The 22,618-nt window shown below is 63.7% G+C and carries 21 protein-coding genes; 10 read left to right on the top strand and 11 right to left on the bottom strand.

Annotated features, from left to right (window positions below; translation table 11 throughout):
- The first annotated feature begins 56 nt into the window (after window positions 1-56).
- Together ACNJX9_RS02510 and ACNJX9_RS02505 are read left to right on the top strand one after the other, a co-directional pair.
- Entirely contained in the window at window positions 57-479 is a 423-nt protein-coding gene (locus ACNJX9_RS02510; protein WP_057743612.1) for a hypothetical protein, read from the top strand.
- Window positions 480-594: 115 nt separating this feature from the next.
- Window positions 595-972, top strand: a complete 378-nt coding sequence (locus ACNJX9_RS02505; protein ID WP_439410240.1) for an acyl-homoserine-lactone synthase — start codon at window positions 595-597, stop codon at window positions 970-972.
- A gap of 78 nt (window positions 973-1,050) precedes the next feature.
- Here the strand turns inward: ACNJX9_RS02505 and ACNJX9_RS02500 are convergent, their stop codons facing one another.
- The 4 genes from ACNJX9_RS02500 to ACNJX9_RS02485 all read right to left on the bottom strand — a co-directional run bounded on the left by ACNJX9_RS02500 (window position 1,051) and on the right by ACNJX9_RS02485 (window position 5,882).
- Window positions 1,051-1,746 carry a response regulator gene (locus ACNJX9_RS02500; protein WP_057743471.1) on the bottom strand — a complete coding sequence of 232 codons (696 nt, stop codon included), beginning with the start codon at window positions 1,744-1,746 and terminating at the stop codon, window positions 1,051-1,053.
- A gap of 136 nt (window positions 1,747-1,882) precedes the next feature.
- The gene (locus ACNJX9_RS02495; RefSeq protein ID WP_271598165.1) at window positions 1,883-2,569 is read right to left on the bottom strand and encodes a response regulator; all 687 of its coding nucleotides are present in this window, start codon (window positions 2,567-2,569) and stop codon (window positions 1,883-1,885) included.
- A 153-nt stretch (window positions 2,570-2,722) separates the two neighbouring features.
- On the bottom strand, window positions 2,723-3,856 hold the full coding sequence (locus tag ACNJX9_RS02490; RefSeq protein WP_439407699.1) for a c-type cytochrome: 1,134 nt from the start codon (window positions 3,854-3,856) through the stop codon (window positions 2,723-2,725).
- Between the two features lie 310 nt (window positions 3,857-4,166).
- On the bottom strand, window positions 4,167-5,882 hold the full coding sequence (locus ACNJX9_RS02485) for a PQQ-dependent dehydrogenase, methanol/ethanol family (RefSeq protein WP_439407698.1): 1,716 nt from the start codon (window positions 5,880-5,882) through the stop codon (window positions 4,167-4,169).
- 423 nt (window positions 5,883-6,305) lie between these two features.
- Between ACNJX9_RS02485 and ACNJX9_RS02480 the strand changes: the two genes are divergently transcribed.
- Entirely contained in the window at window positions 6,306-7,637 is a 1,332-nt protein-coding gene (locus ACNJX9_RS02480; protein WP_439407697.1) for an IS1182 family transposase, read from the top strand.
- Between the two features lie 139 nt (window positions 7,638-7,776).
- Here ACNJX9_RS02480 and ACNJX9_RS02475 read toward each other — a convergent pair whose 3' ends face one another.
- On the bottom strand, window positions 7,777-8,226 hold the full coding sequence (locus ACNJX9_RS02475) for an SRPBCC family protein (protein ID WP_057743622.1): 450 nt from the start codon (window positions 8,224-8,226) through the stop codon (window positions 7,777-7,779).
- 581 nt (window positions 8,227-8,807) lie between these two features.
- Here ACNJX9_RS02475 and ACNJX9_RS02470 point away from each other — a divergent pair.
- The 4 genes from ACNJX9_RS02470 (at window position 8,808) to ACNJX9_RS02455 (ending at window position 13,972) form a co-directional block, all read left to right on the top strand.
- Window positions 8,808-9,293, top strand: a complete 486-nt coding sequence (locus tag ACNJX9_RS02470; RefSeq protein ID WP_057743476.1) for a (2Fe-2S)-binding protein — start codon at window positions 8,808-8,810, stop codon at window positions 9,291-9,293.
- A gap of 82 nt (window positions 9,294-9,375) precedes the next feature.
- Complete coding sequence (locus tag ACNJX9_RS02465; protein ID WP_439407696.1) at window positions 9,376-11,718, top strand: xanthine dehydrogenase family protein molybdopterin-binding subunit; 2,343 nt, start codon at window positions 9,376-9,378, stop codon at window positions 11,716-11,718.
- A 138-nt stretch (window positions 11,719-11,856) separates the two neighbouring features.
- Complete coding sequence (locus tag ACNJX9_RS02460; RefSeq protein WP_057743482.1) at window positions 11,857-12,657, top strand: FAD binding domain-containing protein; 801 nt, start codon at window positions 11,857-11,859, stop codon at window positions 12,655-12,657.
- A gap of 208 nt (window positions 12,658-12,865) precedes the next feature.
- Window positions 12,866-13,972 carry a CaiB/BaiF CoA transferase family protein gene (locus ACNJX9_RS02455; RefSeq protein WP_439407695.1) on the top strand — a complete coding sequence of 369 codons (1,107 nt, stop codon included), beginning with the start codon at window positions 12,866-12,868 and terminating at the stop codon, window positions 13,970-13,972.
- 98 nt (window positions 13,973-14,070) lie between these two features.
- On the opposite strand, the gene hppD is transcribed toward ACNJX9_RS02455, so the two are convergent.
- Complete coding sequence (hppD, locus tag ACNJX9_RS02450) at window positions 14,071-15,189, bottom strand: 4-hydroxyphenylpyruvate dioxygenase (protein ID WP_439407694.1); 1,119 nt, start codon at window positions 15,187-15,189, stop codon at window positions 14,071-14,073.
- A 121-nt stretch (window positions 15,190-15,310) separates the two neighbouring features.
- On the opposite strand from hppD, the gene ACNJX9_RS02445 reads away from it, so the two are divergent.
- Together ACNJX9_RS02445 and ACNJX9_RS02440 are read left to right on the top strand one after the other, a co-directional pair.
- Window positions 15,311-15,790 carry an Lrp/AsnC family transcriptional regulator gene (locus tag ACNJX9_RS02445; RefSeq protein WP_057743490.1) on the top strand — a complete coding sequence of 160 codons (480 nt, stop codon included), beginning with the start codon at window positions 15,311-15,313 and terminating at the stop codon, window positions 15,788-15,790.
- Window positions 15,791-15,864: 74 nt separating this feature from the next.
- Window positions 15,865-16,176, top strand: a complete 312-nt coding sequence (locus tag ACNJX9_RS02440; protein WP_057743495.1) for a DUF1272 domain-containing protein — start codon at window positions 15,865-15,867, stop codon at window positions 16,174-16,176.
- A 120-nt stretch (window positions 16,177-16,296) separates the two neighbouring features.
- Here ACNJX9_RS02440 and fahA read toward each other — a convergent pair whose 3' ends face one another.
- The 5 genes from fahA to ACNJX9_RS02415 form a co-directional block, all read right to left on the bottom strand.
- Entirely contained in the window at window positions 16,297-17,568 is a 1,272-nt protein-coding gene (fahA, locus tag ACNJX9_RS02435; protein ID WP_439407693.1) for a fumarylacetoacetase, read from the bottom strand.
- Between the two features lie 117 nt (window positions 17,569-17,685).
- Window positions 17,686-19,032 (bottom strand): homogentisate 1,2-dioxygenase, encoded by a 1,347-nt coding sequence (hmgA, locus tag ACNJX9_RS02430; protein ID WP_439407692.1) that lies wholly within the window; start codon window positions 19,030-19,032, stop codon window positions 17,686-17,688.
- Between the two features lie 2 nt (window positions 19,033-19,034).
- Window positions 19,035-19,991 carry an MBL fold metallo-hydrolase gene (locus ACNJX9_RS02425; RefSeq protein WP_439407691.1) on the bottom strand — a complete coding sequence of 319 codons (957 nt, stop codon included), beginning with the start codon at window positions 19,989-19,991 and terminating at the stop codon, window positions 19,035-19,037.
- Between the two features lie 18 nt (window positions 19,992-20,009).
- A complete protein-coding gene (locus tag ACNJX9_RS02420) occupies window positions 20,010-20,234 on the bottom strand; it encodes a DUF2783 domain-containing protein (protein ID WP_439407690.1) in 225 nt (74 codons plus the stop codon).
- Between the two features lie 8 nt (window positions 20,235-20,242).
- Entirely contained in the window at window positions 20,243-21,871 is a 1,629-nt protein-coding gene (locus tag ACNJX9_RS02415) for an FAD-dependent oxidoreductase (protein ID WP_439407689.1), read from the bottom strand.
- 110 nt (window positions 21,872-21,981) lie between these two features.
- Here ACNJX9_RS02415 and ACNJX9_RS02410 point away from each other — a divergent pair, with 110 nt between their 5' ends.
- Window positions 21,982-22,524, top strand: coding sequence for a MarR family winged helix-turn-helix transcriptional regulator (locus ACNJX9_RS02410; protein WP_439407688.1), 543 nt, complete (start codon window positions 21,982-21,984; stop codon window positions 22,522-22,524).
- Window positions 22,525-22,618: the final 94 nt, after the last annotated feature.

Below are 22,618 nucleotides of genomic sequence, written 5' to 3'. Positions count from 1 at the left end.
GGTCATGCGCACGCGAATTGAACCACGCTGCGCAAACCTGATCGATAGGGGTGAAGATGCTGTTGAATACCGCGACTTTTCCGATTGTAAGGCTGTCTTACGATCAGGGCTCGGCCGGAACGGCTGACGAGGCCTTCGCCGCCTTCGAAGCACTGCTCGATCGCGGCCAGCCCTTTGTCATCATAGGGCAAGGGGCAAACGCCGACATCGACGAACACGAGCACGATCCGGGTGAGCAGAGAAGGCTTGCGCTCTGGTCAAAGAAGCACAAACCGCGATTGCGCGAATTTGTGAAAGCCCTGATCTATGTTGAGCCCTCAAAGACGAAGCGGCTCGGCATGAGAGCCTTCCAGATCGTGTCAGAGAAGTTCTGGGGATACCCGATGCTGCTCGCCGCTTCGGAGGCAGAGGCGCTGGAGACGGCGCAAGCGCTGCTGAAGTCCGCTTCTCCAAGCAGGCGACCTGGTGAGGCAGGCTGAAGATCTTTCCAGACGACCTGTTGTCCTCGAACGAGGAGGCCTCGGAACTCTCGCTTCGACCGGGATTGCTCCCGAAAGCGACGTTGCTCAGCGCCGCGCCCCGCTCTCATGAGCCATCAGGAGGCCTCGCTTCCGTTTTCTGTTCTTCCGAGCGCGTCTTGGGCCCAATCAGATCCCGAGCGGCCCCACCATCCTGGAGAGCTCGCGCTTTTGCATAGCCAGCAAATGTGTTTCGGACTTCGATCACAATGGACTCAGTCGCGTAGCATACGTCCTGTTCGCGGCAATGATTGAGACGATGTGGAACCTGAATGCACAATCGATCGTGTTGATGACCGATCTCAGAACGGAACACGGTCTCAACCGGGCCGGCTGGCCGATGCGGCGTCTCGGATCACCGCAGACCTCTGGCGGGACGACACTGGTTCCTGGATTGCTGCAAGGATCAAGCGAAGCTCTCGAGCGCATGCACCGCCACGCGAATGTGCGGTGACCGGTTGCTCCTCTCGTCGCGCGCGGTTGCCTTGCGCTAGGAGACCACCCCGGCGCGACAGGGCGGCAGACAATCCCGTCACGGCTGATCCGGCCGGACCCGCTCGCGCGTCGTCGCGGTCCCCTCGGCTGCCAGGGTCGCGAAATCGATCCTCGACATTTCGACGATGGCCTTGGTGCGACTGAGCACGTTGAGCTTGCGCAGGATGTCGGAGACATGGACTTTCACCGTGGTCTCCGAGATCTTCAGCTCAAAGGCGATCTGCTTGTTCTGCAGGCCGCGCTTGAGCATTTCGAGCACGCGCAATTGCTGCGGCGTCAGCTCGTGCAGGCGCTTGATCAGATCCTGCGCTGGGCCGGAGGCGCGCTGCGGGCGGACCAGCGCTCGGTAGGCGGCGGGCACACAGACCGAGCCGCGCAGCACCTCGCCGATCGACTGCGACAGATCCTGCTTGGACGATGATTTGAGGATGTAGCCGGACACGCCAAGCGACAAGGCGCCGGACATGATCTGCGGATCCTGGTGCCCGGACACGATCACGACGGGAATTTTTGGAAACGCCTTGCGGATGCGGATGATGCCCGAAAGGCCTGTTGTGCCCGGTATCGACAGATCGAGCAGGATGAGGTCGAGCTCCGGCGTCGAGGCCAACAGCTCGAGTGCACCGTCGATCGATGTCGCCTGAAAGATCTCGGCCGCAGGCACGACCATCTGAAGCGCACCTTCGAGCGCTTCGCAAAACAACGGATGGTCTTCGACAATCAGAAATCGCATCACGCCTGAGCCACTCTGAAAATCTTGCTGAAGATCCGGCCCGGGACGTCGCCGGGGCCGACGTTGAATTCAATGGGTCGAGAATGACTCAGACGGGGCGGGGCGAATTGATCCAGGTCAAGAACGACACCGCAGGTCATTGCGGCTTCCCGCGATCGAGGCGCGCATGAGGACGTCCCTTGGGATCGGGCAGCTCCATCTTGCCGATCTCGATGACCGCCTTGTTGCGGCTGAACAGGCCGAGCTTGCGCAGGATCTCGGTGATATGCGCCTTCACCGTCGATTCGGCGAGCGCAAGCTCCTGCGCGATCTGCCGGTTCGGGAGGCCGTGACGCAGGAGATCAAGCACGCGAAGCTGCTGCGGCGTGAGCTCGCGCAGCTTGACCTCGAGCGCCTTGCTGGCATCGGCCCGACGCAGCCGCGGCGCCGCCACGAAATCCTTCGGCACCGACACCGACCCGCTGAGCACGCCCTCGATCGATTGCGCGAGCTCTCGCTTCGACGTCGATTTCGGCAGATAGCCGGCCGCTCCCAGCGCCAACGCCTCGCGAACGATGTGCTGATCCTCCTCGCTCGACACGATGGCGACGGGCAGGCGCGGATAGGCCTCGCGCAAACGCAGAAAGCCGGAAAAGCCCGTCGCATCCGGCAGCGACAGATCGAGCAGAGCGAGGTCGATGCCCCGCTCGGCGAGCAGGATATGCAGCGCATCCTCGATCGACATCGCCTCGAAGATCCGCGCCTCCGGCAACGCCAGCCGCACCGCATTGCCGAGCGCTTCGCGAAACAGCGGATGATCGTCGATGATCAGGAAGCTGGTCATGGCGCCTTCCCAAGACTCGCCCGCATGAGATCGCGCCGCACAGGCATCCACCGCGAGAGTGGAAGCGACACATTGATGCGGCACCCGTCCGGCGCCTGGATGATGCCGGACGGAAGCTAGCACATCCTCCCGATCGCGTCTGGTCAAGAGCGTTCAGTCGTCGGATTCGGACTGGACCGTGAGCAGGAAGGAATAAATGTTGTCGAACTGGTCATCGGTGAAGACCTCCTTCCAGGCCGGCATGCCCTTGCTCGGGCGTCCTTCATGCACGGTCGTCCAGTATGTTTCGCGCATGTCGTCGCCGTAGCGGTGACGGAGCAGCCGCAGGTCGATCTTCCGCTCGCTCTGGATCGCATCGGGACCGTGACAATGCGCGCAAGTTCCATTGAAGATTTCCTTGCCCGCACCGACGGCCTCGGCGGCGGGCGCAGCCGCATCGCCCTTGACCTCGGTCGCGGCGACCTTGGCAATCTCGGTCACTTGAACTGAGGTCCGGGCTCCGCCTGCCATGCCCGTCGTTGTTCCCGCAGGCTCCGCCTGGCCGGCGCCGAAGCGAACCGGCTGGCCGCCCGGCAAGCCATATTTCACCGCGAGCTCGCCGATCGTCCGTTGCAGCTGTGGCAGGACGGCATCGACGCGATCACGAAGCTCGGTGGACGTCTTGGCGAAGCCTATGGCCGCATCCCATGACAGGCCTTCGCCCGCGGTGAGCTCGATCTGGTAGCGATCATGGTAGCTGGTCTTGTTCAGCCACCCGGCAACCGGCCCCCAGATGAAGGCGATGTCGGCCTTGCCCTGGTCCAGTGCCTGCATGCCCTCCTCCGGTGACAGCACGGTCACCATCTCAACGTCATCACGGCTCGCGAGCAGGTTTTGCGGCGTGGTGGCGAACTGCACGGCGACCCGCTTGCCCCTGAGGCCGGCGATGCCGCCGATGGCCTTCCCCTTGGCCGATTCCTTGGCGGCCACGAGGGCATAGCCTTCCTTCGCGAACGGAGCGGAGAAGATCACGGCCGGTCCCATGAAGTCCTCGGACCGCGGCAGCCCGATCATGGCGTCGCATTGCCTGCCGAGCAGCGTAACGCGCACGGTGCGCTTGCCGAAATAGGATTTGTACCAGTCATAGGCGATCGGCCGGCCGAGCGCCTGCGCCAGGGCCTGCCCGATCTCGACATAAAAGCCCGGCTGCGACGGACTATCGCTGGAGAAGGGAAGATTGGTCGGATCAGCGCAGAGACGGAACGGCTGTGCTTCATCGGCGTGAGCCGTTGCGATGGGGGCGATCATTGCGGACGCGGCCGCCCACGCGACGAGCCCTGCAATGCTACGGTTTGCAACGCTACGGTTTGGCTTCTTGCCACTTCCAAGATGATTCGGACGCATCCTCATCTCCCGCAGTTGAGATTTGTTGGGTCAAGCGCGATGTCATCGCGCTTTCAGTTATTGTTTTGAGCATGATCTTTTCGGAAAACCGCTGCGCACTTTTCCGGATCATGCTCCAGGCGCTGCGGCACGCGCCATCAGCCGATGCCGCAACGATCGCCTGGAAAAAGCGCGCGCGTATCCCGTCACCTCCTAGAGATACGCGCGCGAGTGGTCACTGGACGGAGAACACGAAGAGCGAACCGCCCTCGGGAGCTGCGGCCGTCATCTTCTTGCCCACCTCGCCCAGGAACGCAGGCAGCGCAGCGGTGCGGCCGACGACGATGGCGACGTATTGCTTGCCCTCGACCTGGTAGGTCACCGGGCCGGCGCCGATGCCGGAGCCGAGATTCTTGCTCCACAGCACCTTGCCGGATTTCGCGTCGATGGCACGGAAGTCGCCGTGGATGTTGCCGGCGAACACGAGGCCGCCGCCGGTGGTCAGGGTGCCGCCATTGAACGGCAGGTCTTCCTTGATCGACCAGACCTTCTTCTGCGCCACCGGATCCCAGGCCATGAGCTCGCCGAGGAAGCCGCCGGGGCCTTCCTTGGTCGGGAATTCGGCGCCGAGATAGAACACGCCGCGCTTGTAGGCGACATCGCCGACCGACCAGTCCATGCAGACATTGTTGGACGGGATGTAGACGAGGCCGGTCTCGGGGTTGAACGACATCGGCTGCCAGTTCTTGCCGCCGACGAGATTCGGACAGATGTCCTTGGCGGGATGGCCCGGGCCCGGACGCTTGTCGGGATCCTCGACCGCGCGCAGCGTGGTGGTATCCCATTTCTGCGCCCAGCTGGTGAAGACGTATTTCTCCGCCGACAGCACCTTGCCGGTCTCGCGGTTGGCGACGAAGAAGAAGCCGTTGCGATCCGCCTTCATCAGCGCCGGAACGGTGCTGCCGCCGATCTTCAGATCCGCGAGCACGGCTTCGTTGACGCCGTCATAGTCCCAGGCATCCGCCGGGGTGGTCTGGATGTGCCACTTGATCTTGCCGGTGTTGGGATCGAGCGCCAGCGTCGAGGCGGTGTAGAGGTTGGTCAGCTTGCCGAAATTGCCGTCGCCGGTGGAGCGCACCCCGGTGTTCCATGGACCGGGATTGCTGGTGCCCCAATAGACGGTGTCGGTCTTGGCATCGTAGGAGCCGACCAGCCAGGCGGCGCCGCCACCATGCTGGGCGGAATCGCCCTTCCAGCTGTCGCCGCCGGGCTCATCCGGGTTCGGCACGGTGTAGGTCTGCCACACCTGCTTGCCGGTGTTGATGTCGAAGGCCTGCAGCGACCCGCGAACGCCATATTCGCCGCCGCCGAACCCCGTGATCACCTTGTCGCGCACGACGAGCGGCGGCGACGTAATGACCGAGCCCTGCTTGTAATCGACCACTTTCGAGGTCCAGAGCGTTTTGCCGGTCGCCGCATCGAGCGCCGTCAGCTTGCCGTCGAGGCGGCCGACGAAGATCTTGCCGTCGGCATAGGAGACGCCGCGGCTGTTCACGTCGCAGCAGGCATATTGCAGCACATCATCGGGAATGTCGGGCTCGTAGGTCCATTTGCGCTGCCCGGTCGCCGCATCGAGCGCATAGACGTATTTCGGACCCCACGAGCTCGAGACGTAGAGCGTGTTGCCGATCACGATCGGTGAGGATTCGTTCGAGCGTAGCGAGGCCAGCGAGAACGAATAGGCGAGCGTCAGCTTGCCTGCGTTCTCGGTGTTGATCTGCTTGAGTGGGCTGAAGCGCGTGTTTCCGTAATCGTGACCGGCAACGGCCCACTGGTTGGAATCGGACTGCGCCTTGATCAGGGAGTCGTTGGCGCGAGCGCCTGGCGTCGCGGCGGCCAGCATCGCAATCATCGAAATGCCGGCCAAGAAGCCCTTTGTTGCAAAGGTCATGTATTCCCTCCGATGTTGTTGTGTGCGCCGCGTTGGGCGCTCGTGATGCGCAGTTCGTCTGCGGCGCCATCGAGGGGAATTACAACATCGCCAGACCGCGCTGAGTATGGGCGGAAGGTAGTAGTGCGAAATCATCGGCGCGTTCGTCGCTCATCTCTTTGTCGACGCTTGCGTCTCGCCCTTATTTTGCAGCTCGAAATGCGTCATCGAACTCAGGCAGCATCGCGCCGCGATCGGAAGCCGTAGCGTTCACTGCGGTAGGGTGGGCAAAGGCGCGCTTCTCGCGCGCCGTGCCCACGACCTTTCTCCATCATGAAGAGATCGTGGGCACGCTTCGCTTTGCCCACCCTACGAGACTGTGAATCTTTTGTACCGCGTGTCGGGCGAATGTGATTCTCTAGGCAGACTGATCTGCTGGAGAGGATGATGGCTGACGAGGGACTTTTTGGCGAATTGCCGGATCAGTCGGCGCCACGAACCGAAGCGGTGCCGCGGGGTGCACCTCGGCTGCGCGAGCCCGTGCGCAATCAGGTCGAATTGCGGGCGGTCGATATCGACAGCCTGATCGGGCAGGATCATCTGGCCCGGGTGATCTGGGCTTATGTCGAGGGGCTCGAGCTGAGCGAGCTGGAAGATCGGGTTAAGGCACGGGAAAACAGGCCGGGCCATCCGGCGCCATCACCCCGGCTGCTGCTGGCGCTTTGGCTGTACGCCACGAGCGATGGCGTTGGCAGCGCGCGGGCGTTGGATCGGCTCTGCGACAGTCACGACGTCTACCGCTGGCTCTGCGGCGGCGTGTCTTTGAACTATCACACACTGTCGGATTTCCGGGTCGGCTGCGCGGACCTGCTGGACCGTTTGCTGGTCGAACATCTGGTGGCTCTGAATGAGGCAGGGCTGATTGATCTGGAGAAGCTGACCCAGGACGGGGTGCGGATACGGGCGAATGCGGGGGCCGGCTCGTTCCGGCGGGAGGCAACGCTCGACCGGCAGATGGCCCAAGCGAAGGCTGTGGTGGAAGAGCTCAAGCGCGAGGTCGATGCGGATCCGGAAGCCAGCAACCGGCGTATCAGGGCGGCCAGAGAGCGCGCGGCACGCGAACGCAGTGAGCGGGTGCAGGCTGCGCAGAGGGCTTTGGACGAGATCAAGCGGAAGCGCAAGCAACTCGACGAAAAAGGCGGCAATGGCAAAAAGCCGAAGGAGCCCCGGGCCTCCACCACCGACCCGCAGGCAAGGGTGATGAAGATGGCAGATGCCGGCTTCCGCCCCGCCTACAATGTGCAGGTGGCCAGCGCGGCCGGCGAACTGATCGTGGTCACGGTCGACATCGACAACAACGGATCAGATCGCGGCTTGATGCGGCCGATGCTGGAGCGAACGCGCACTCGGCTGAAGCGCTTGCCGCGTCGCTACCTCGCCGATGGCGGGTTCTGCAGCGGCGAGGACATCGAATGGGCGCACGGTGAAGGCGTCGAGGTCTACTGTCCTCCGCCCAACTCCAGGAGCGGTGTCGATCCCTTTTTACCTCGGAGCAGCGACGGTCCTGGCGTCGCGGCCTGGCGGGCTCGCATGGCCAGCGAAGCCGGCAAGGCACAGTACAAAGCCCGCACGATCTGCGAATGCATCCATGCCCGGTGGCGGAACTGGGACCTCAGGCAATTGACCGTGCGCGGCATCGAGAAGGTCCGTGCCGTCGTGCTCTGGTACGCCCTCACCAACAACATCCTGCAAGGACACCAACTGGCAAAAGCATAGACAGCACAGCCATCCCCCGGCGGTTCGACATCGACGGCCCCCGACATCAGCGCGGGCGCTACCCACTCTTTAATATCGAACGCGGAAATGGCTCACAGGCTCTACGGCACCGCCGAATTGGGGCAGCATCGCGCATCGATCACGATGATGGCGCTACCACAGATGCAAAACTTTCGAAGAAATTCGCGGCGAGCTTGCGCGACGTCGAATCGATCAGCCGCGAACCGAGCTGCGCGAGCTTGCCGCCGATCTGCGCCTCGGCCTCGTAGTGCAGGATGGTGATGCCGGGAGCTTCCTCTTCCAGCCTGACCTTCGCGCCGCCCTTGGCAAAGCCGGCGACGCCGCCGGCGCCTTCGCCGATAATGCGGTAGCCATTGGGCGCATCGATATCGGTCAGCGTCACCTTGCCGCTGAACGTCGCCTTCACCGGGCCGACCTTCAGCACTACGGTCGCGACCATCTCCGTCGGCGACGCCATCTCGAGCGATTGGCAACCTGGAATGCAGCGCCTGAGAATGTCGGGATCGTTGAGCGCAGCCCACACATTGGCCTTCGACGCCGGGATACGCTGACTGTCGTTCATCTGCATCGCTTCCACCCCTTTGCTGTTGCTGTACAGCTCGACTAGGGGCGCGCGCGTGCGCAATCAATCGCCAGGAAGTACTAGGGCCGCGTGTTCTGATGTCTCATTCACTCAACGTCATTCCGGGGCGGGACGAAGTCGCGACCCCGGAATGACGGAATACGCCGCAACACTCGGCGTCCCGGCAGGCGGCCGTTCGCTGCATCGCAGCGAACAGAATCAATGACTTAGATCGCCGCCACGTACTACCAAGATCGCGGTTACAACGGCATGGGCGCGTGCTCCTATTCGCGCAACGAACAAGGCAGCAAAGGGAGAAACGAGGCGCGAGGGGTCGACGCCAAGGGCCGGCGTTTCGAAGCAGGTGCGGCCCGCGCACAGGCCGCCGACGAAGCGAACATCGTTCGACAGCTTCTTGCACGGCCGCGCCACGGATGGCGGCGGCACGGAACATCGTGACCGTATCGCGCGCTGCGGCAGCCGTCACAATGACCTTTCCATGACGCGTGGTGAGCAAAATCCCAGTTGCAAAGTTCCGTTCGCGCTGTCTCTAATTGGAATAACGACAAACATTCGGGAGGTATCACGTGTCTACAGTCAAACTGACGGTGAACGGCAGGGCCGTCTCTGTCGACGTCGAGGACCGCACGCTGCTGGTCCATCTCTTGCGTGACCATCTCAACCTCACCGGCACCCATGTCGGCTGCGACACCAGCCAATGCGGCGCCTGCGTCGTCCACATGGACGGCCGTGCGGTGAAGTCCTGCACCATGCTCGCCGGCCAGGCCGACGGCGCCAACGTCACCACCATCGAAGGCATCGCCAAGGGCGACGAGCTGCACCCGATGCAGGCCGCCTTCCGCGACAATCACGGCCTGCAATGCGGCTATTGCACGCCGGGCATGATCATGTCGGCGATCGACATCGTGCAACGCCATGGTGGCGAGCTCGACGAGAGCACGGTCCGTCAGGAGCTCGAAGGCAATATCTGCCGCTGCACCGGCTACCACAACATCGTCAAGGCCGTGCTGGACGCGGCCGGACGCATGAAGGTCTCGCAGGCGGCCGAGTAAGGGCCCGCCTCGAAGGAACGATCACCACTGCAGCTTTCGGTGGAAAGCGCAGGCACAGCAATTCCGGTCGGGAGGACCAGACATGGGTGTTGAAGGCATCGGCGCGCGCGTCGTGCGCAAGGAAGACAAGCGTTTCATCACCGGCAAGGGCCGGTACGTCGACGACATCAAATTGCTGGGCATGACCTATGCCCATTTCATCCGCAGCCCGCACGCGCATGCCAAGGTGAAGAAGATCGACTCGTCCGCCGCGCTGAAGCTGCCGGGCGTGGTTGCCGTTCTCACCGGACAAGAGCTCGTCGACGACAAGGTCGGCAACCTGATCTGCGGCTGGGCCATTACCTCCAAGGACGGCAGCCCGATGAAGATGGGCGCATGGCCGGCGATGGCGCCGGAGACGGTGCGCTTCGTCGGTCAGGCCGTCGCGGTCGTGATCGCCGACAGCAAGAACCTCGCGCGCGACGCGGCGGAAGCCGTCGTCGTCGATTACGAGGAACTCCCTGTCGTCGCCGACGTCCGTGCCGCCATCAAGGCCGGCGCGCCGCAGCTCCACCCCGAGGCCCCCGGCAATCAGGTCTATGATTGGGTGATCGGCGACGAGGCCGCGACGGATGCGGCCTTCGCCAAGGCCGCCAATGTGGTGAAGATGGACCTCACCAACAACAGGCTCGCGCCGAACCCGATGGAGCCGCGCTCGGCGGTGGCCAGCTACGACGCCGCGGAGGAGCATTACACGCTCTATACGACATCGCAGAATCCGCATGTCGCCCGGCTCGTGCTGTCCGCGTTCTACAACATCGCGCCCGAGCACAAGCTGCGCGTGATCGCGCCGGACGTCGGCGGCGGCTTCGGCTCCAAGATCTACATCTATCCGGAAGAGATGGTGGCGCTCTGGGCCTCCAAGAAGACCGGCCGCCCCGTGAAGTGGACCAGCGACCGCACCGAGGCCTTCCTCACCGACGCGCATGGCCGCGACCACGTCACCCATGCCGAGATGGCGTTCGACGCCAACAACAAGATCACCGGCTTGAAGGTGAAGACCTACGCCAATTTCGGCGCCTACATGTCGCTGTTCTCGTCGGCCGTGCCGACCTATCTCTACGCGACGCTGCTGTCGGGCCAGTACAACATCCCGCAGATCCATGCCGAGGTGATCGGCGTCTACACCAACACCACGCCGGTCGACGCCTATCGGGGCGCGGGCCGTCCCGAGGCGAGCTATCTGGTCGAGCGGATGATGGAGACGGCGGCGCGGCAGCTGAACGTCGATCCGGCGGCGTTGCGCAAGAACAACTTCATCACCCAGTTCCCGCACCAGACGCCCGTGATCATGGCCTATGACACCGGCGACTTCAACGCCTCGCTCGACGCCGCGATGAAGGCGATCGACTATGCCGGCTTCCCCGCCCGCAAGGCCAAGGCGAAAGCCGACGGCAAGCTGCGCGGCATCGGCCTGTCCTGCTACATCGAGGCCTGCGGCATCGCGCCGTCCAAGGCGGTCGGTAGCTTAGGTGCCGGCGTCGGCCTGTGGGAATCGGCCGAAGTGCGGGTCAATCCGGTCGGCACCATCGAGGTATTGACCGGCTCGCACAGCCACGGCCAGGGCCATGAAACGGTGTTCGCTCAGCTCATTTCGGATCGGCTCGGCATTCCGATCAGCCAGGTCTCGATTGTCCATGGCGATACGGACAAGGTGCAGTTCGGCATGGGCACCTATGGCTCGCGCTCGGCGGCCGTCGGCCTCACCGCCATCCTCAAGGCGGTGGAGAAGGTCGAGACGAAGGCCAAGAAGATCGCCGCGCATGCGCTGGAGGCGTCGGAGGCCGACATCGTCATCGAGAACGGCGAGTTCAAGGTGACGGGCACCGACAAGGCGATCGCGCTGCCGATGGTCGCGCTCGCGGCCTACACCGCGCACAATCTGCCTGACGGGATGGAGCCGGGCCTGAAGGAAAGCGCCTTCTACGACCCCTCCAACTTCACCTTCCCGGCCGGCACCTATATCTGCGAGCTCGAGGTCGATCCCGGTACGGGCAAGACGAGCTTCGTCAACTTCGTCGCGGCCGACGATTTCGGCCGGCTGATCAACCCGATGATCGTCGAGGGCCAGGTCCATGGCGGCCTGGTTCAAGGCATCGGGCAGGCCTTGCTCGAGCACGCCATGTACGATGCCAACGGCCAGCCGGTCACGGCCTCGTTCATGGACTACGCCATGCCGCGTGCCGACGATGTGCCCTCCTTCAACCTCTCTCACACCACGACGCTGTGCCCGGGCAATCCCCTGGGCATCAAGGGTTGCGGTGAGGCCGGAGCGATCGGCGCCTCCGCGGCCGTGATCAATGCGATCACGGATGCGATCGGCAAGAACAATCTGGAAATGCCCGCAACCCCTGATCGGGTGTGGCGCACGATCCACGCGGCTTGACACCTCATCATCGTCATTCCGGGGCGATGCGAAGCATCGAACCCGGAATCTGGAGCTACGGATTCAACCTCGAGATTCCGGGTCTGCGCCTTCGGCGCATCCCGGAATGACAGAGAAAAGATTTCAGGAGCAACCAAGATGTATCAGACAACCTATCATCGCGCTTCCTCGGTGGATGAGGCCGCCAGCCTGTTCGGCAAGAGCAGCGAGGCGAAATTCCTTGCCGGCGGCCAGACGCTGCTGCCGGTGATGAAGCAGCGGCTCGCGGGGCCCTCCGATGTCATCGACGTCGCCAAGATCAAGGAATTGATCGGCGTCGAGGCCTCGGGCGACACGTTGACCATCAAGGCGGCCACGCCGCATTACGACGTTGCGACCAGCGATGCCGCCAAGAAGGCGATCCCCGCGCTCGCCTATCTGGCTTCGCAGATCGGCGACCCTGCCGTGCGCTATCGCGGCACGATCGGCGGCTCGATAGCCAACAACGATCCGGCCGCGGATTACCCGGCCGCCCTGCTCGCGCTCGGCGCCACCGTGAAGACCAACAAGCGGTCGATCGCGGCGGAGGACTTCTTCAAGGGCCTGTTCACGACCGCGCTTGAAGACGGCGAGATCATCACCGCCGTGTCGTTCCCGGTTCCGACCAAAGCAGGCTATGCCAAGATGCGGCATCCCGCCTCGCGCTTCGCGCTGACCGCCGTCTTCGTCGCACAGACGAAAGCGGGCGAGATCCGCGTTGCCGCGACCGGCGCCTCGCAAAGCGGCGTGATGCGGGTTGGCGCGATCGAGTCCGCGCTGAAGGCGAATTGGTCGCCGTCGGCGATCGACAGCGTCAGCATTCCCGCGAGCGGGCTGCTGGCCGACATCCACGGCACAGCGGAGTACCGCGCCAACCTCGTCAAGGTGATGGCGCAGCGCGCGGTGACCGCCGCGGGCTGACAATCCCGCGCCAGCGCCTCGACACAAATTTTCCGCGGCGCGCACTTCGGTGCGCGCCGTTTTATTTTGCCCATGCGGAATGAAACCGCTTGCCTCGCTGGCGGGAAGGCGAGAAAAGTTAATCAGCCGATTAACTCGCCACCAAGAGCAACGTCAGAGGCGTTTGCCGGATCACCGGCATTCGCCCGCGACCCGAGGAAACAACAACGTGCTCGACAAACCAGCTCCCACCTCATCCGTCCGCGCCACCGGCCCGCTCGCGGGCTTCCGCATCGTCGAATTCGCCGGCATCGGACCCGGCCCGTTCGCCTGCATGATGCTGGCCGACATGGGCGCCGAAATCGTCACGCTCGACCGTGTCGGCGCCAAGAAGAGCATGAAGTCGGTGGCGGGGCGCGGCCGCAAGCTGATCGAGCTCGACCTCAAGGACAAGGCGGCGATCGCTGAGGTGCTCGACCTGCTTGCCAGCGCCGACGCGCTGGTCGAAGGGTTTCGTCCCGGCGTGATGGAGCGGCTCGGGCTCGGTCCTGACATCGTGCTCGCGCGCAATCCAAGGCTGGTCTACGGCCGCATGACCGGCTGGGGCCAGGAAGGCCCGCTGGCGAACGCGGCCGGCCACGACATCAACTACATCTCGATCACCGGCGCGCTCGCCGCGATCGGCACTGACGAGGCGCCGGTGCCGCCGCTCAACCTGGTCGGCGATTTCGGCGGCGGCGCGCTCTATCTCGTGGTCGGCGTGCTCGCCGCGCTGCTGGAAGCATCAAGGTCCGGCAAAGGCCAGGTGGTCGACGCCGCGATGTGCGATGGCGCAGCCTCGCTGATGTCGTTCTTCTTCGACATGAAGACACTGGGACGCTGGACCGAAGGCCGCAACCGCAATTTCCTCGATGGCGGCGCGCACTTCTACGGCGTCTATGAATGCGCCTGCGGCCATTTCGTCTCGATCGGCTCGATCGAGCCGCAATTCTACGCGCTGCTGCGCCAGCATGCGGGCCTCAACGATGCGGACTTCGATGCACAGATGGACCCCAAGGCCTGGCCCGCGCTGAAGGAGAAGCTGAAAGCGGTGTTCAAGAGCAAGACGCGCGAGGATTGGTGCAAGATCATGGAAGGCACCGACATCTGCTTCGCGCCTGTGCTGACCATGTCGGAAGCGACCGCGCATCCGCACATGGTCGCCCGCAACGTCTTCATCGAGCGCCATGGCGTGAAACAGCCGGCACCGGCGCCGCGCTTCTCGCGTACGCCGTCGGCGGTGCGCGAGCCCGAGCTGGCGGAGATCGGGGCGGTGACGAGGGCGTGGAAAGGCTGACGTCATTCCGGGGCGCTCGCGTCGCGAGCGAACCCGGAATCTGGAGATTGTCACATCGAGATTCCGGGTTCGCGCTGGCGCGCACCCCGGAATGACGGTCAGGCCGCCGTATCCACCTTCAACACGCCGCGGCGGATCTGATCTTCCTCGATCGACTCGAACAGGGCCTTGAAATTGCCTTCGCCAAAGCCGTCGTCGCCCTTGCGCTGGATGAACTCGAAGAAGATCGGGCCGATCGCGTTGGCCGAGAAGATCTGCAGCAGCACCTTGGTCTGGCCGCCGTCGACCACGCCTTCGCCGTCGATCAGGATGCCGTTCCTCTGCAGACGTGCGACGTCCTCACCGTGCTTGGGCAGGCGGGCATCGATCTTCTCGAAATAGGTCGCGGGCGGCGACGGCATGAAGGGGAGGCCGGCTTCGCGCAGGCCTTCGATGGTTTTGTAGATGTCGCGGCAACCGCAGGCGATGTGCTGGATGCCTTCGCCACGATAGGCCTTCAGATATTCCTCGATCTGACCGGAATCGCCGGCGTCCTCGTTGATCGGAATCCGGATCTTGCCGTCCGGGCTGGTCAGCGCGCGCGAGAACAGGCCGGAGGCGCGGCCCTCGATGTCGAAGAAACGGATCTGCCGGAAGTTGAACAGTTTTTCGTAGAAGCCGGCCCAGACATCCATGCGGCCGCGATGGACGTTGTGGGTGAGGTGATCGAGATAGAACAGGCCGGCACCATGGGGCCGCGGATCGCGCGCACCGAGCCATTCGAACTCGGCATCATAGGCCGAGCCCTTGGCGCCATAGCGATCGACGAAATAAAGCAGGCTGCCGCCAATGCCCTTGATCGCGGGCACATCCAGCGTCTTCTGCGCCGATGTCACGCCGGCCGGCTCGGCGCCGAGCGCAATCGCGCGGTCATAGGCCGCTTTGGCATCGACCACGCGGAACGCCATCGACGGCGCGCAGGGGCCGTGCGCGGCGACGAACTCATAACCGTGGGTGCCGGGCTCCTCGTTGACGAGATAGTTGATGTCGCCCTGGCGATAGACGGTGATCTTCCTGGTCTTGTGGCGCGCGACCGCCGCATAGCCCATCAGCTTTAACAGATCGTGCAGCTGCTCGGGCTCTGGATGCGCATATTCGACGAACTCGAACCCGTCGGTGCCCATCGGATTGTCTGATGTGATCGTGGCCGGCGGTGCATCGTGCGGAAACGGACCCATTGCGGTTCTCCCAATTGCTGCTGGGTAGAACTATCCCTCATGGAGCACGCAATGAGCGTGCAAATGGCACGCGTTTTCGGTATCCTATGCACGATCCGTGCATGAAATGGACAAATGACGCATGATTCCGGTGGATGCCTTCGACCTCAAGATCCTCGGTGCGCTCCAGGATGACGGCCGCCTGACCAACCAGGAGCTCGCCGAGCTGGCCGGCCTCTCGGCCTCGCAATGCTCGCGGCGGCGGATGCGCCTGGAGCAGGAGAAGGTGATCGCGGGCTATCACGCCGACCTCTCCAGCGAGGCGCTCGGCTTCGGCGTGATCGCCTTCATCCAGGTCGGGCTCGCGACCCACTCGCCTGATAACTCCAAGCGCTTCCGCGCGCTGGTGAACCGGATCGACGAGATCCAGGAGGCCTATTCGCTCACGGGCGATGCCGACTACGTGCTGAAAGCCGTGCTGCGCGACCTCAAGGGTCTCTCCAATCTCGTCAATGACGTCCTGATGCCGCACCAGAGCGTGGCGCATGTGCGCTCGTCGATCGTGCTCGACCGGCTGAAAGAGAGCTCAAAGCTGCCGCTGAAGGATTTGAAGGCTGGCTGAAATCGAGGGAACTACGCCATTCGCTCGACACGCGCGGTCTGCGATGATCGAGACCGATCCTGGAGACTTTAGCCATGGCCCTTCAGCTGCGACCGAACTGCGAATATTGCGACCGCGACCTGCCGCCATCAGCCACCGACGCGCGGATCTGCTCCTATGAATGCACCTTTTGCGCGGATTGCGTCGAGACAAAGCTGTTCAACGTCTGTCCGAACTGCGGCGGCGGCTTCGCCCCGCGCCCGATCCGCCCCACCCGGGAATGGCGGCCGGGCGTCTGCACCAGCAAGCAGGCGCCGTCGGACAAGCGGGTGCATTTGAAATATAGCCTGGACGACGTCGCCGCGCATTGCGCGCGGGTGCGCGAGGTGCCGCCGGAGAAACGGTAGGCTCTCTCCACGTCATTGCGAGGAGCTCTTGCGACGAAGCAATCCAGACTGCCGCCGCGGAGAGATTCTGGACTGCTTCGCTGCGCTCGCAATGACTGAGGCAAGGGGCGACGAGCGAGGCTACTCCGCCGGCATAATCGTGCCCTCGACCTCACCGAAGCCGATTCGGTAGCCATTGCCCTGGCACCAGCCGCGCATGACGAGGCTGTCGCCATCTTCGAGGAACGTGCGCCTGGCCCCGCCGGGCAATTCCACCGGCTCGGTGCCGTTCCAGCTGATCTCAAGTAAGCTGCCGCGCTGGTTCTTCTCCGGGCCGGAGATGGTGCCGCTGCCGAGGAGATCGCCGACATTCATCGCACAACCGCTTGAAGCATGGTGCATCAGCTGCTGCACCGAGGACCAGTACATGTATTTGAAACTGGTGCGGCTGATGCTCGCCGGCGCATTGCTGCCTGCGGCGCGCAAGGAGACGTCGAGCGCGATATCGTAGTTCTGCGGCCTCACCTGCTTCAGATAATCCAGCGGCACCGGCTGCTGCTCCGGCCCCTTCAGCCGGAACGGCTCCAGCGCCTCGCGCGTCACCACCCAAGGGCTGATCGAGGTCGCAAACGCTTTCGCCAGGAACGGCCCGAGCGGCACGTATTCCCATTGCTGGATATCGCGCGCGCTCCAGTCATTCAGCAGCACGAAGCCGAAGATCATCTCCTCGGCCTGGCTCTCGGTCAGCATGCCGCCCATCGGCGACGGCTGGCCGACCACGACGCCCATTTCCAGCTCGAAATCGAGCCGCTTGCAGGGTGCGAAGCTCGGCACCTCCACGTTCGGCGGCTTCAACTGCCCGCGCGGCCGCTTCACCTTGGTGCCTGACACCACGACGGTGGAGGCGCGGCCATTATAAGCGATCGGCATGTACAGCCAGTTCGGCTGCAGTGCATTGTCCTTGCCGCGGAACATCACGCCGACATTGGTGGCGTGCTCCTTCGAGGAATAGAAATCGGTGTAGCCGGAGACCGCGAAAGGCAGATGCAGCTTTGCCTCACGCATCGGCACCAGCGCTCGGCTGCGCAGCTCCTCGTTGTCGCGCAGCTCCGGATGATCGTGACGGAGCAGCTCGCTGATGCGCGCGCGAGTCTTGGTCCAGATCTTTGGTCCCAGCGCCATAAAGGCATTGAGCGAGGGTCCGGAGAAGACGCCGAGCGCTCCGACATCGAGCCGCGAATCCTGCTCGAGCTCCCAGAGGTCGAGCACGTAATCGCCGATGGCGACGCCAACGCGCGGCGTTGGATTGCCAGGGGTCGAGAACACGCCATAGGGCAGGTTCTGGATCGGGAAGTCGGAGGCGGGATCGATTTCGATGAAGGAGCGGAGGCTGGGGTCGTTGGGGTGGGGCACATGGCTCTCCAAAATTGAGACCGTCATTCCGGGATGGTCCGTAAGGACCAGACCCGGAATCTCGAGATTCCGGGTTCGATGCTTCGCATCGCCCCGGAATGACGACAAAAATTAATTCTACGGCCTGTTTGGATCGAACCGCTTTTCCAAGCCCTTCCAGCAATCGGCGTAGTCGTCCTGCAACGTCGACGACTTCGCGGCATGGGCCGTGACGCGCTGCGGGTAGCGGGTCTCGAACATGAACGCCATGGTGCCTGTGAGCTTCACCGGCTTCAGCTCGCCATTGCTGGCGTGCTCGAAGGCGTCGCGATCGGGGCCGTGCGGCAGCATGCAATTGTGCAGGCTCATGCCGCCGGGGACGAAGCCCTGCGGCTTGGCGTCGTAGACGCCGTAGATCAGGCCCATGAACTCGCTCATGATGTTCATGTGATACCAGGGCGGGCGGAAGGTGTTGTCGGCGACCATCCACCGCTCCGGGAAGATGACGAAGTCGATGTTCGCGGTGCCAGGGGTCTCCGACGGCGAGGTCAGCACCGTGAAGATCGAGGGATCGGGATGATCGAAGCTGATCGCGCCGACCGGCGAGAAGGCGCGCAGATCGTATTTGTAGGGCGCGTAATTGCCGTGCCAGGCGACGACGTCGATCGGCGAATGGGCTAGCTGTGTCTTGAACAGCGAGCCGCCCCATTTCACGTAAAGCTCGGTCGGCGTGTCCTTGTCCTCGTAATTCGCGACCGGCGTGAGGAAGTCGCGCGCATTGGCGAGGCAATTCGCGCCGATCGGCCCGCGCTCCGGCAGCGTGAACGCGCCGCCGTAGTTTTCGCAGAGATAGCCGCGTGCCGGGCCGTTCGGAATCTCGACGCGGAATTTCACGCCGCGGGGGATCACCACGATCTCGCCGGGCTCGGCATCGATGCGGCCGAATTCGGTGACGAGGCGCAGATTTCCCTGCTGGAGCACGAACATCAGCTCGCCGTCGGCATTGTAGAAATGCTGGTCCACCATCGACCTGGTGATGAGATAGACATGCGCGGCCATGCCGGCCTGCGTATTGACGTCGCCGGCTGTGGTCATGGTCTGCACGCCCTGAAGGAAGGTGACCTCCTCCTTCGGAAGCGGTGTCGGGTCCCAGCGCAATTGCGCGATCGGCAGATCGTGTTCATGGCACGGCGCCGAGCGCCACAGCCCCGCATCGACCTTCTCGAAGCGGCCGGAATGCTTCACCGAGGGGCGGATGCGATAGAGCCAGGAGCGCTCATTGCTGCCGCGTGGCGCGGTGAAGGGTGAGCCCGAGAGCTGCTCGGCGTAGAGCCCGTAGGCGCAGCGCTGCGGCGAGTTGCGCCCGATCGGCAACGCGCCCGGCAGCGCCTCGGTCTCAAAGCTGTTGCCGAAGCCGGACATGTAGCCGGGCGTCACCTGCGCCGAGCTGCGGACAATCTGATCAGGCGAGGTATTGATGTTCATGACTATCCTCCTCCTTGCAGGGCGGCCCACATTTCCTGGTCGCGCTTGTCGGTCCAGATCACGGGATCGTCGATGCCCGACGCTTCGTCATAGGCGCGCGAGACGTTGAACGGCAGGCAGTGCTCGTAGATGGCGAAGCTGGAAAATTTCGGATCCATCACCTCGCGCGTCGCCGCCATCGATTCCTTCAGCGTGCGTCGCTTCGCAACCGAGATTTCGGCGGCGCCATAGAGCGAGGTGACGAAATCGCGCGTCATCGCGATGGCCTCGCGCACGGTGGCGGTCCCCTTCAGCGCATCGCCGCGGCCCGGCGCAATCGCCTTGGGATTGAAGTTGCGGATCTCGTTCAGCGTCAGCGGCCATTCGCGCAAATGCGCATCGCCGCAATAGCAGGCCGAGTGATATTCGATGAGGTCGCCGGAGAACATCACTTCGGCATCCGGCACCCAGGCGACGATGTCACCGGAGGTGTGGCCGGCCCCGAGCTGCATCAGCCGCACCTCGCGCTTGCCGAGATAGATCGACATCTCGCCTTCGAAGGTCAGCGTCGGCCAGGTCAGGCCGGGAATGCTGGCCGCGTCCTGGAACAGGCGTGGGAAGCGGCCGTATTCGGAATCCCAATCCTGCTGGCCGCGCTCCTCGATCAGCCGATAGGTCTCCTGCGAGGCGACGATGCCCTGCGCGTGATAGGCGGAGGCCCCGAGCACGCGCACGGCGTGATAATGCGACAGCACGACATATTTGATCGGCTTGTCGGTCACCTTGCGCACGCGTTCGATCACCTTGTTGGCCATCGCCGGCGTTGCCTGCGCGTCGAACACCAGGCAGCCGTCGTCGCCGACGATCACAGCGGTGTTGGGATCGCCCTCGGCGGTGAAGGCATAGAGATCGGCGCCGATCTCTGAGAAGGTGATCTTCTTTTCGGCGAGATCGCCGGTGGATGCGAAGTTCTTCGCCATCAATTCATCCTTACGAGGTTATTGCTGTTGCTGTTGCTGCTGCTGGCCATCGGTCATGCGGCGTTTCGCCAGCACCAGCGCTTCCCGCAGCACATCGATATCGCCGATATGGTTGGCGAGGATCAGCACCAGCGCCGCGTCGAAATCAGCGCTCTGCTCTTCAGTAAGGCCGCGATGCGCTTCGACGATGGCGCGAAAGGCGTCGTCAGGCCGCGCGAAGTTGGAGCTGGTTGATAGCGGCATGCCAAACCTCAATTCAAGCCTTGAGCCCGCGACAATGCCGCCGCGACGCCAGCGCGCGTCGGATGGCGGAAGCGTGCCGCGACGTAGCCATCGGGCCTGAGCAGGTAGGCCGTTTCAGGCGCGGCGTCATAGCGGCTGGCGACGAGGCCCGCGGGATCGGCCAATCCGTCCACCCCGCCGATGCGGATGTCCTTGACGCCCTCGGGCGCGTCGAACGCCGCGCCATTTCTGAACGACAGCAAGGCGAAGTCCGTTCCACCTTTCCGGAACGCGTCCGTCAGATAGGCCTGCTCCCCCGCGCGCGTCGCAATGGGTGCATCGAGCATGGAACAGCCGGGACGAGGCCCACCGGCCCATGCGTCCGCGTCCGGCGATGACAGCGGCGAGTCGTAGCTGCACGGCACCGAGAGCCGGCCGCCATTGACCATGCGCTTGCCGAACTCGGTCTCCTTGGCCAGCGCCAGCACCGCCTTGCGCAGCCGCGCCTCCTGATGCGAATTCGGCGCCATGAAATCGGTCGAGCGGGTGGATTCGCGGATGTTCTCGTCGGCCGCCAGGCTGCGCTCGATATGATAGCTCTCGAGCAGGCTCGCCGGCGAAACACCACGCAGCACACGATCGAGCTTCCAGGAAAGATTTTCGGCGTCTTCAAGCCCGGAGTTCGCGCCGCGCGCGCCAAAGGGCGAGACCTGATGCGCGGAATCGCCGGCAAAGATCACGCGGCCATGAATGAAGCGGTCCATCCGCCGGCACTGGAATTTGTAGAGCGAGATCCATTCGAACTCGAACTTGTCGTGGCCGAGCATGCGCGCGATTCGCGGCCGCACGTTCTCAGGCTTCTTCTCGACGACAGGATCGGCATAGCGATTGAGCTGGAGATCGATGCGCCAGACATCGTCGGGCTGCCGGTGCAGCAGCGCCGAGCGGCCGGCGTGGAACGGCGGATCGAACCAGAACCAGCGCTCGGTCGGGAATTCCGCGGCCATCTTGACGTCGGCGATCAGGAACTGGTCCTCGAACACCTGGCCGGCGAACTCCGCACCGACCATCTGCCGCAGCGAGGAACGCGCGCCGTCGCAGGCGACGACATATTGCGCCTGCAGGCGGTAGGCGCCTTCAGGCGTCTCGATCGTCAGCAAGGCGGAATCGTTGCGCTGCTCGAGCGCGATCACCTTGTTGCGCCAGCGCAGGTCGATCGCAGGCAGATCGCTGATGCGATCGACCAGATAGGCTTCTGCGTAATATTGCTGGAGGTTGATGAAGGCCGGGCGCTTGTGGCCGTCTTCCGGCAACAGGTTGAACTGATAGAGCTGGGACTCGCCGTGAAAGATGCGGCCGACGCTCCACACTACGCCCTTGTCGACCATCCGGTCGGCGACGCCGAGCCGGTCCCAATATTCCAGCGAACGCTTCGAGAAGCAGATTGCGCGCGAGCCTTCGCCGATGCGATCGGCGTCATCCAGCAGGACGACACGCTGGCCGCGCTGGGCCAGATCGATGGCGAGCGACAGGCCGACCGGGCCCGCCCCGACGACCACGACCGGATGCTCGGCCGCGCTTTGGCCGGGACGGTCCTGGTCGGGGTGGCGGCGATAGCCGAACTGGATTTTGGCCTGATGCGTATTGGCTGATGCCATCCACTAACCTCGGCTCTGGTCAGGAGAGCACTGATCTGCTAGATAGTCTCACGTGCAACTATTTTGGACCGGAGCCGGCCGGCCGTCAACTGGAATTCGGAGCGCTCTCCTTGGCGAGGACATCAAGCGACATCGCGCTGAAGACGAGAGAAGCCGGCGAGGCTTCCCCACGGCCGAGATCGCGGCTCGATCTGTTCAAGTTCGTGCCGTTCCGCCTCAACCGGCTTGCCGCGGAGGTCAGCTCCGCGCTCGCGGTGGAATATCAGGAACGTCACGGCCTCGACATCCCGGCCTGGCGCGTGATCGCCACGCTTGGCTTCCGCAACGATGCCTGCAGCGCGCAATTCATCTCGCAATGTACTCGCACGCATAAATCGACCATCAGCCGCGCGGTGACCACGCTCTTGCAAGGCGGCCTGATCGAGCGGGTCGAGAACGAGGCCGACCGCCGCGAATTTCGCCTGCAACTGACCAAGAAGGGGCGCACGCTTTACGAGGAGCTGTTCCCGCAGCTGCTGCGACGCGAGGACGAGATTTTGGCCTGCCTCTCCGCGCAGGAGCGCAAGCAGCTCTCGGCGCTGCTCGGCAAGATCGAGCAAAGCCTCGACCTCATCCAGACCAGCGAAGAAGCGGACGCCAAGCAGGCGTATTGACCACCGTCGTGATTCCGGGGCGCGCGCAGCGCGAACCCGGAAATCCATTTGTCTACGTCACCCGTGGCGCGATGGATTCCGGGTTCGCCGCGTT

The organism is Bradyrhizobium sp. BLXBL-03 (assembly GCF_051853015.1).
In the GTDB taxonomy this organism is placed as follows: domain Bacteria; phylum Pseudomonadota; class Alphaproteobacteria; order Rhizobiales; family Xanthobacteraceae; genus Bradyrhizobium; species Bradyrhizobium manausense.
Note: the sequence above shows the minus strand (reverse complement) of the source record. Positions and strands in the feature narration are given on the sequence as shown.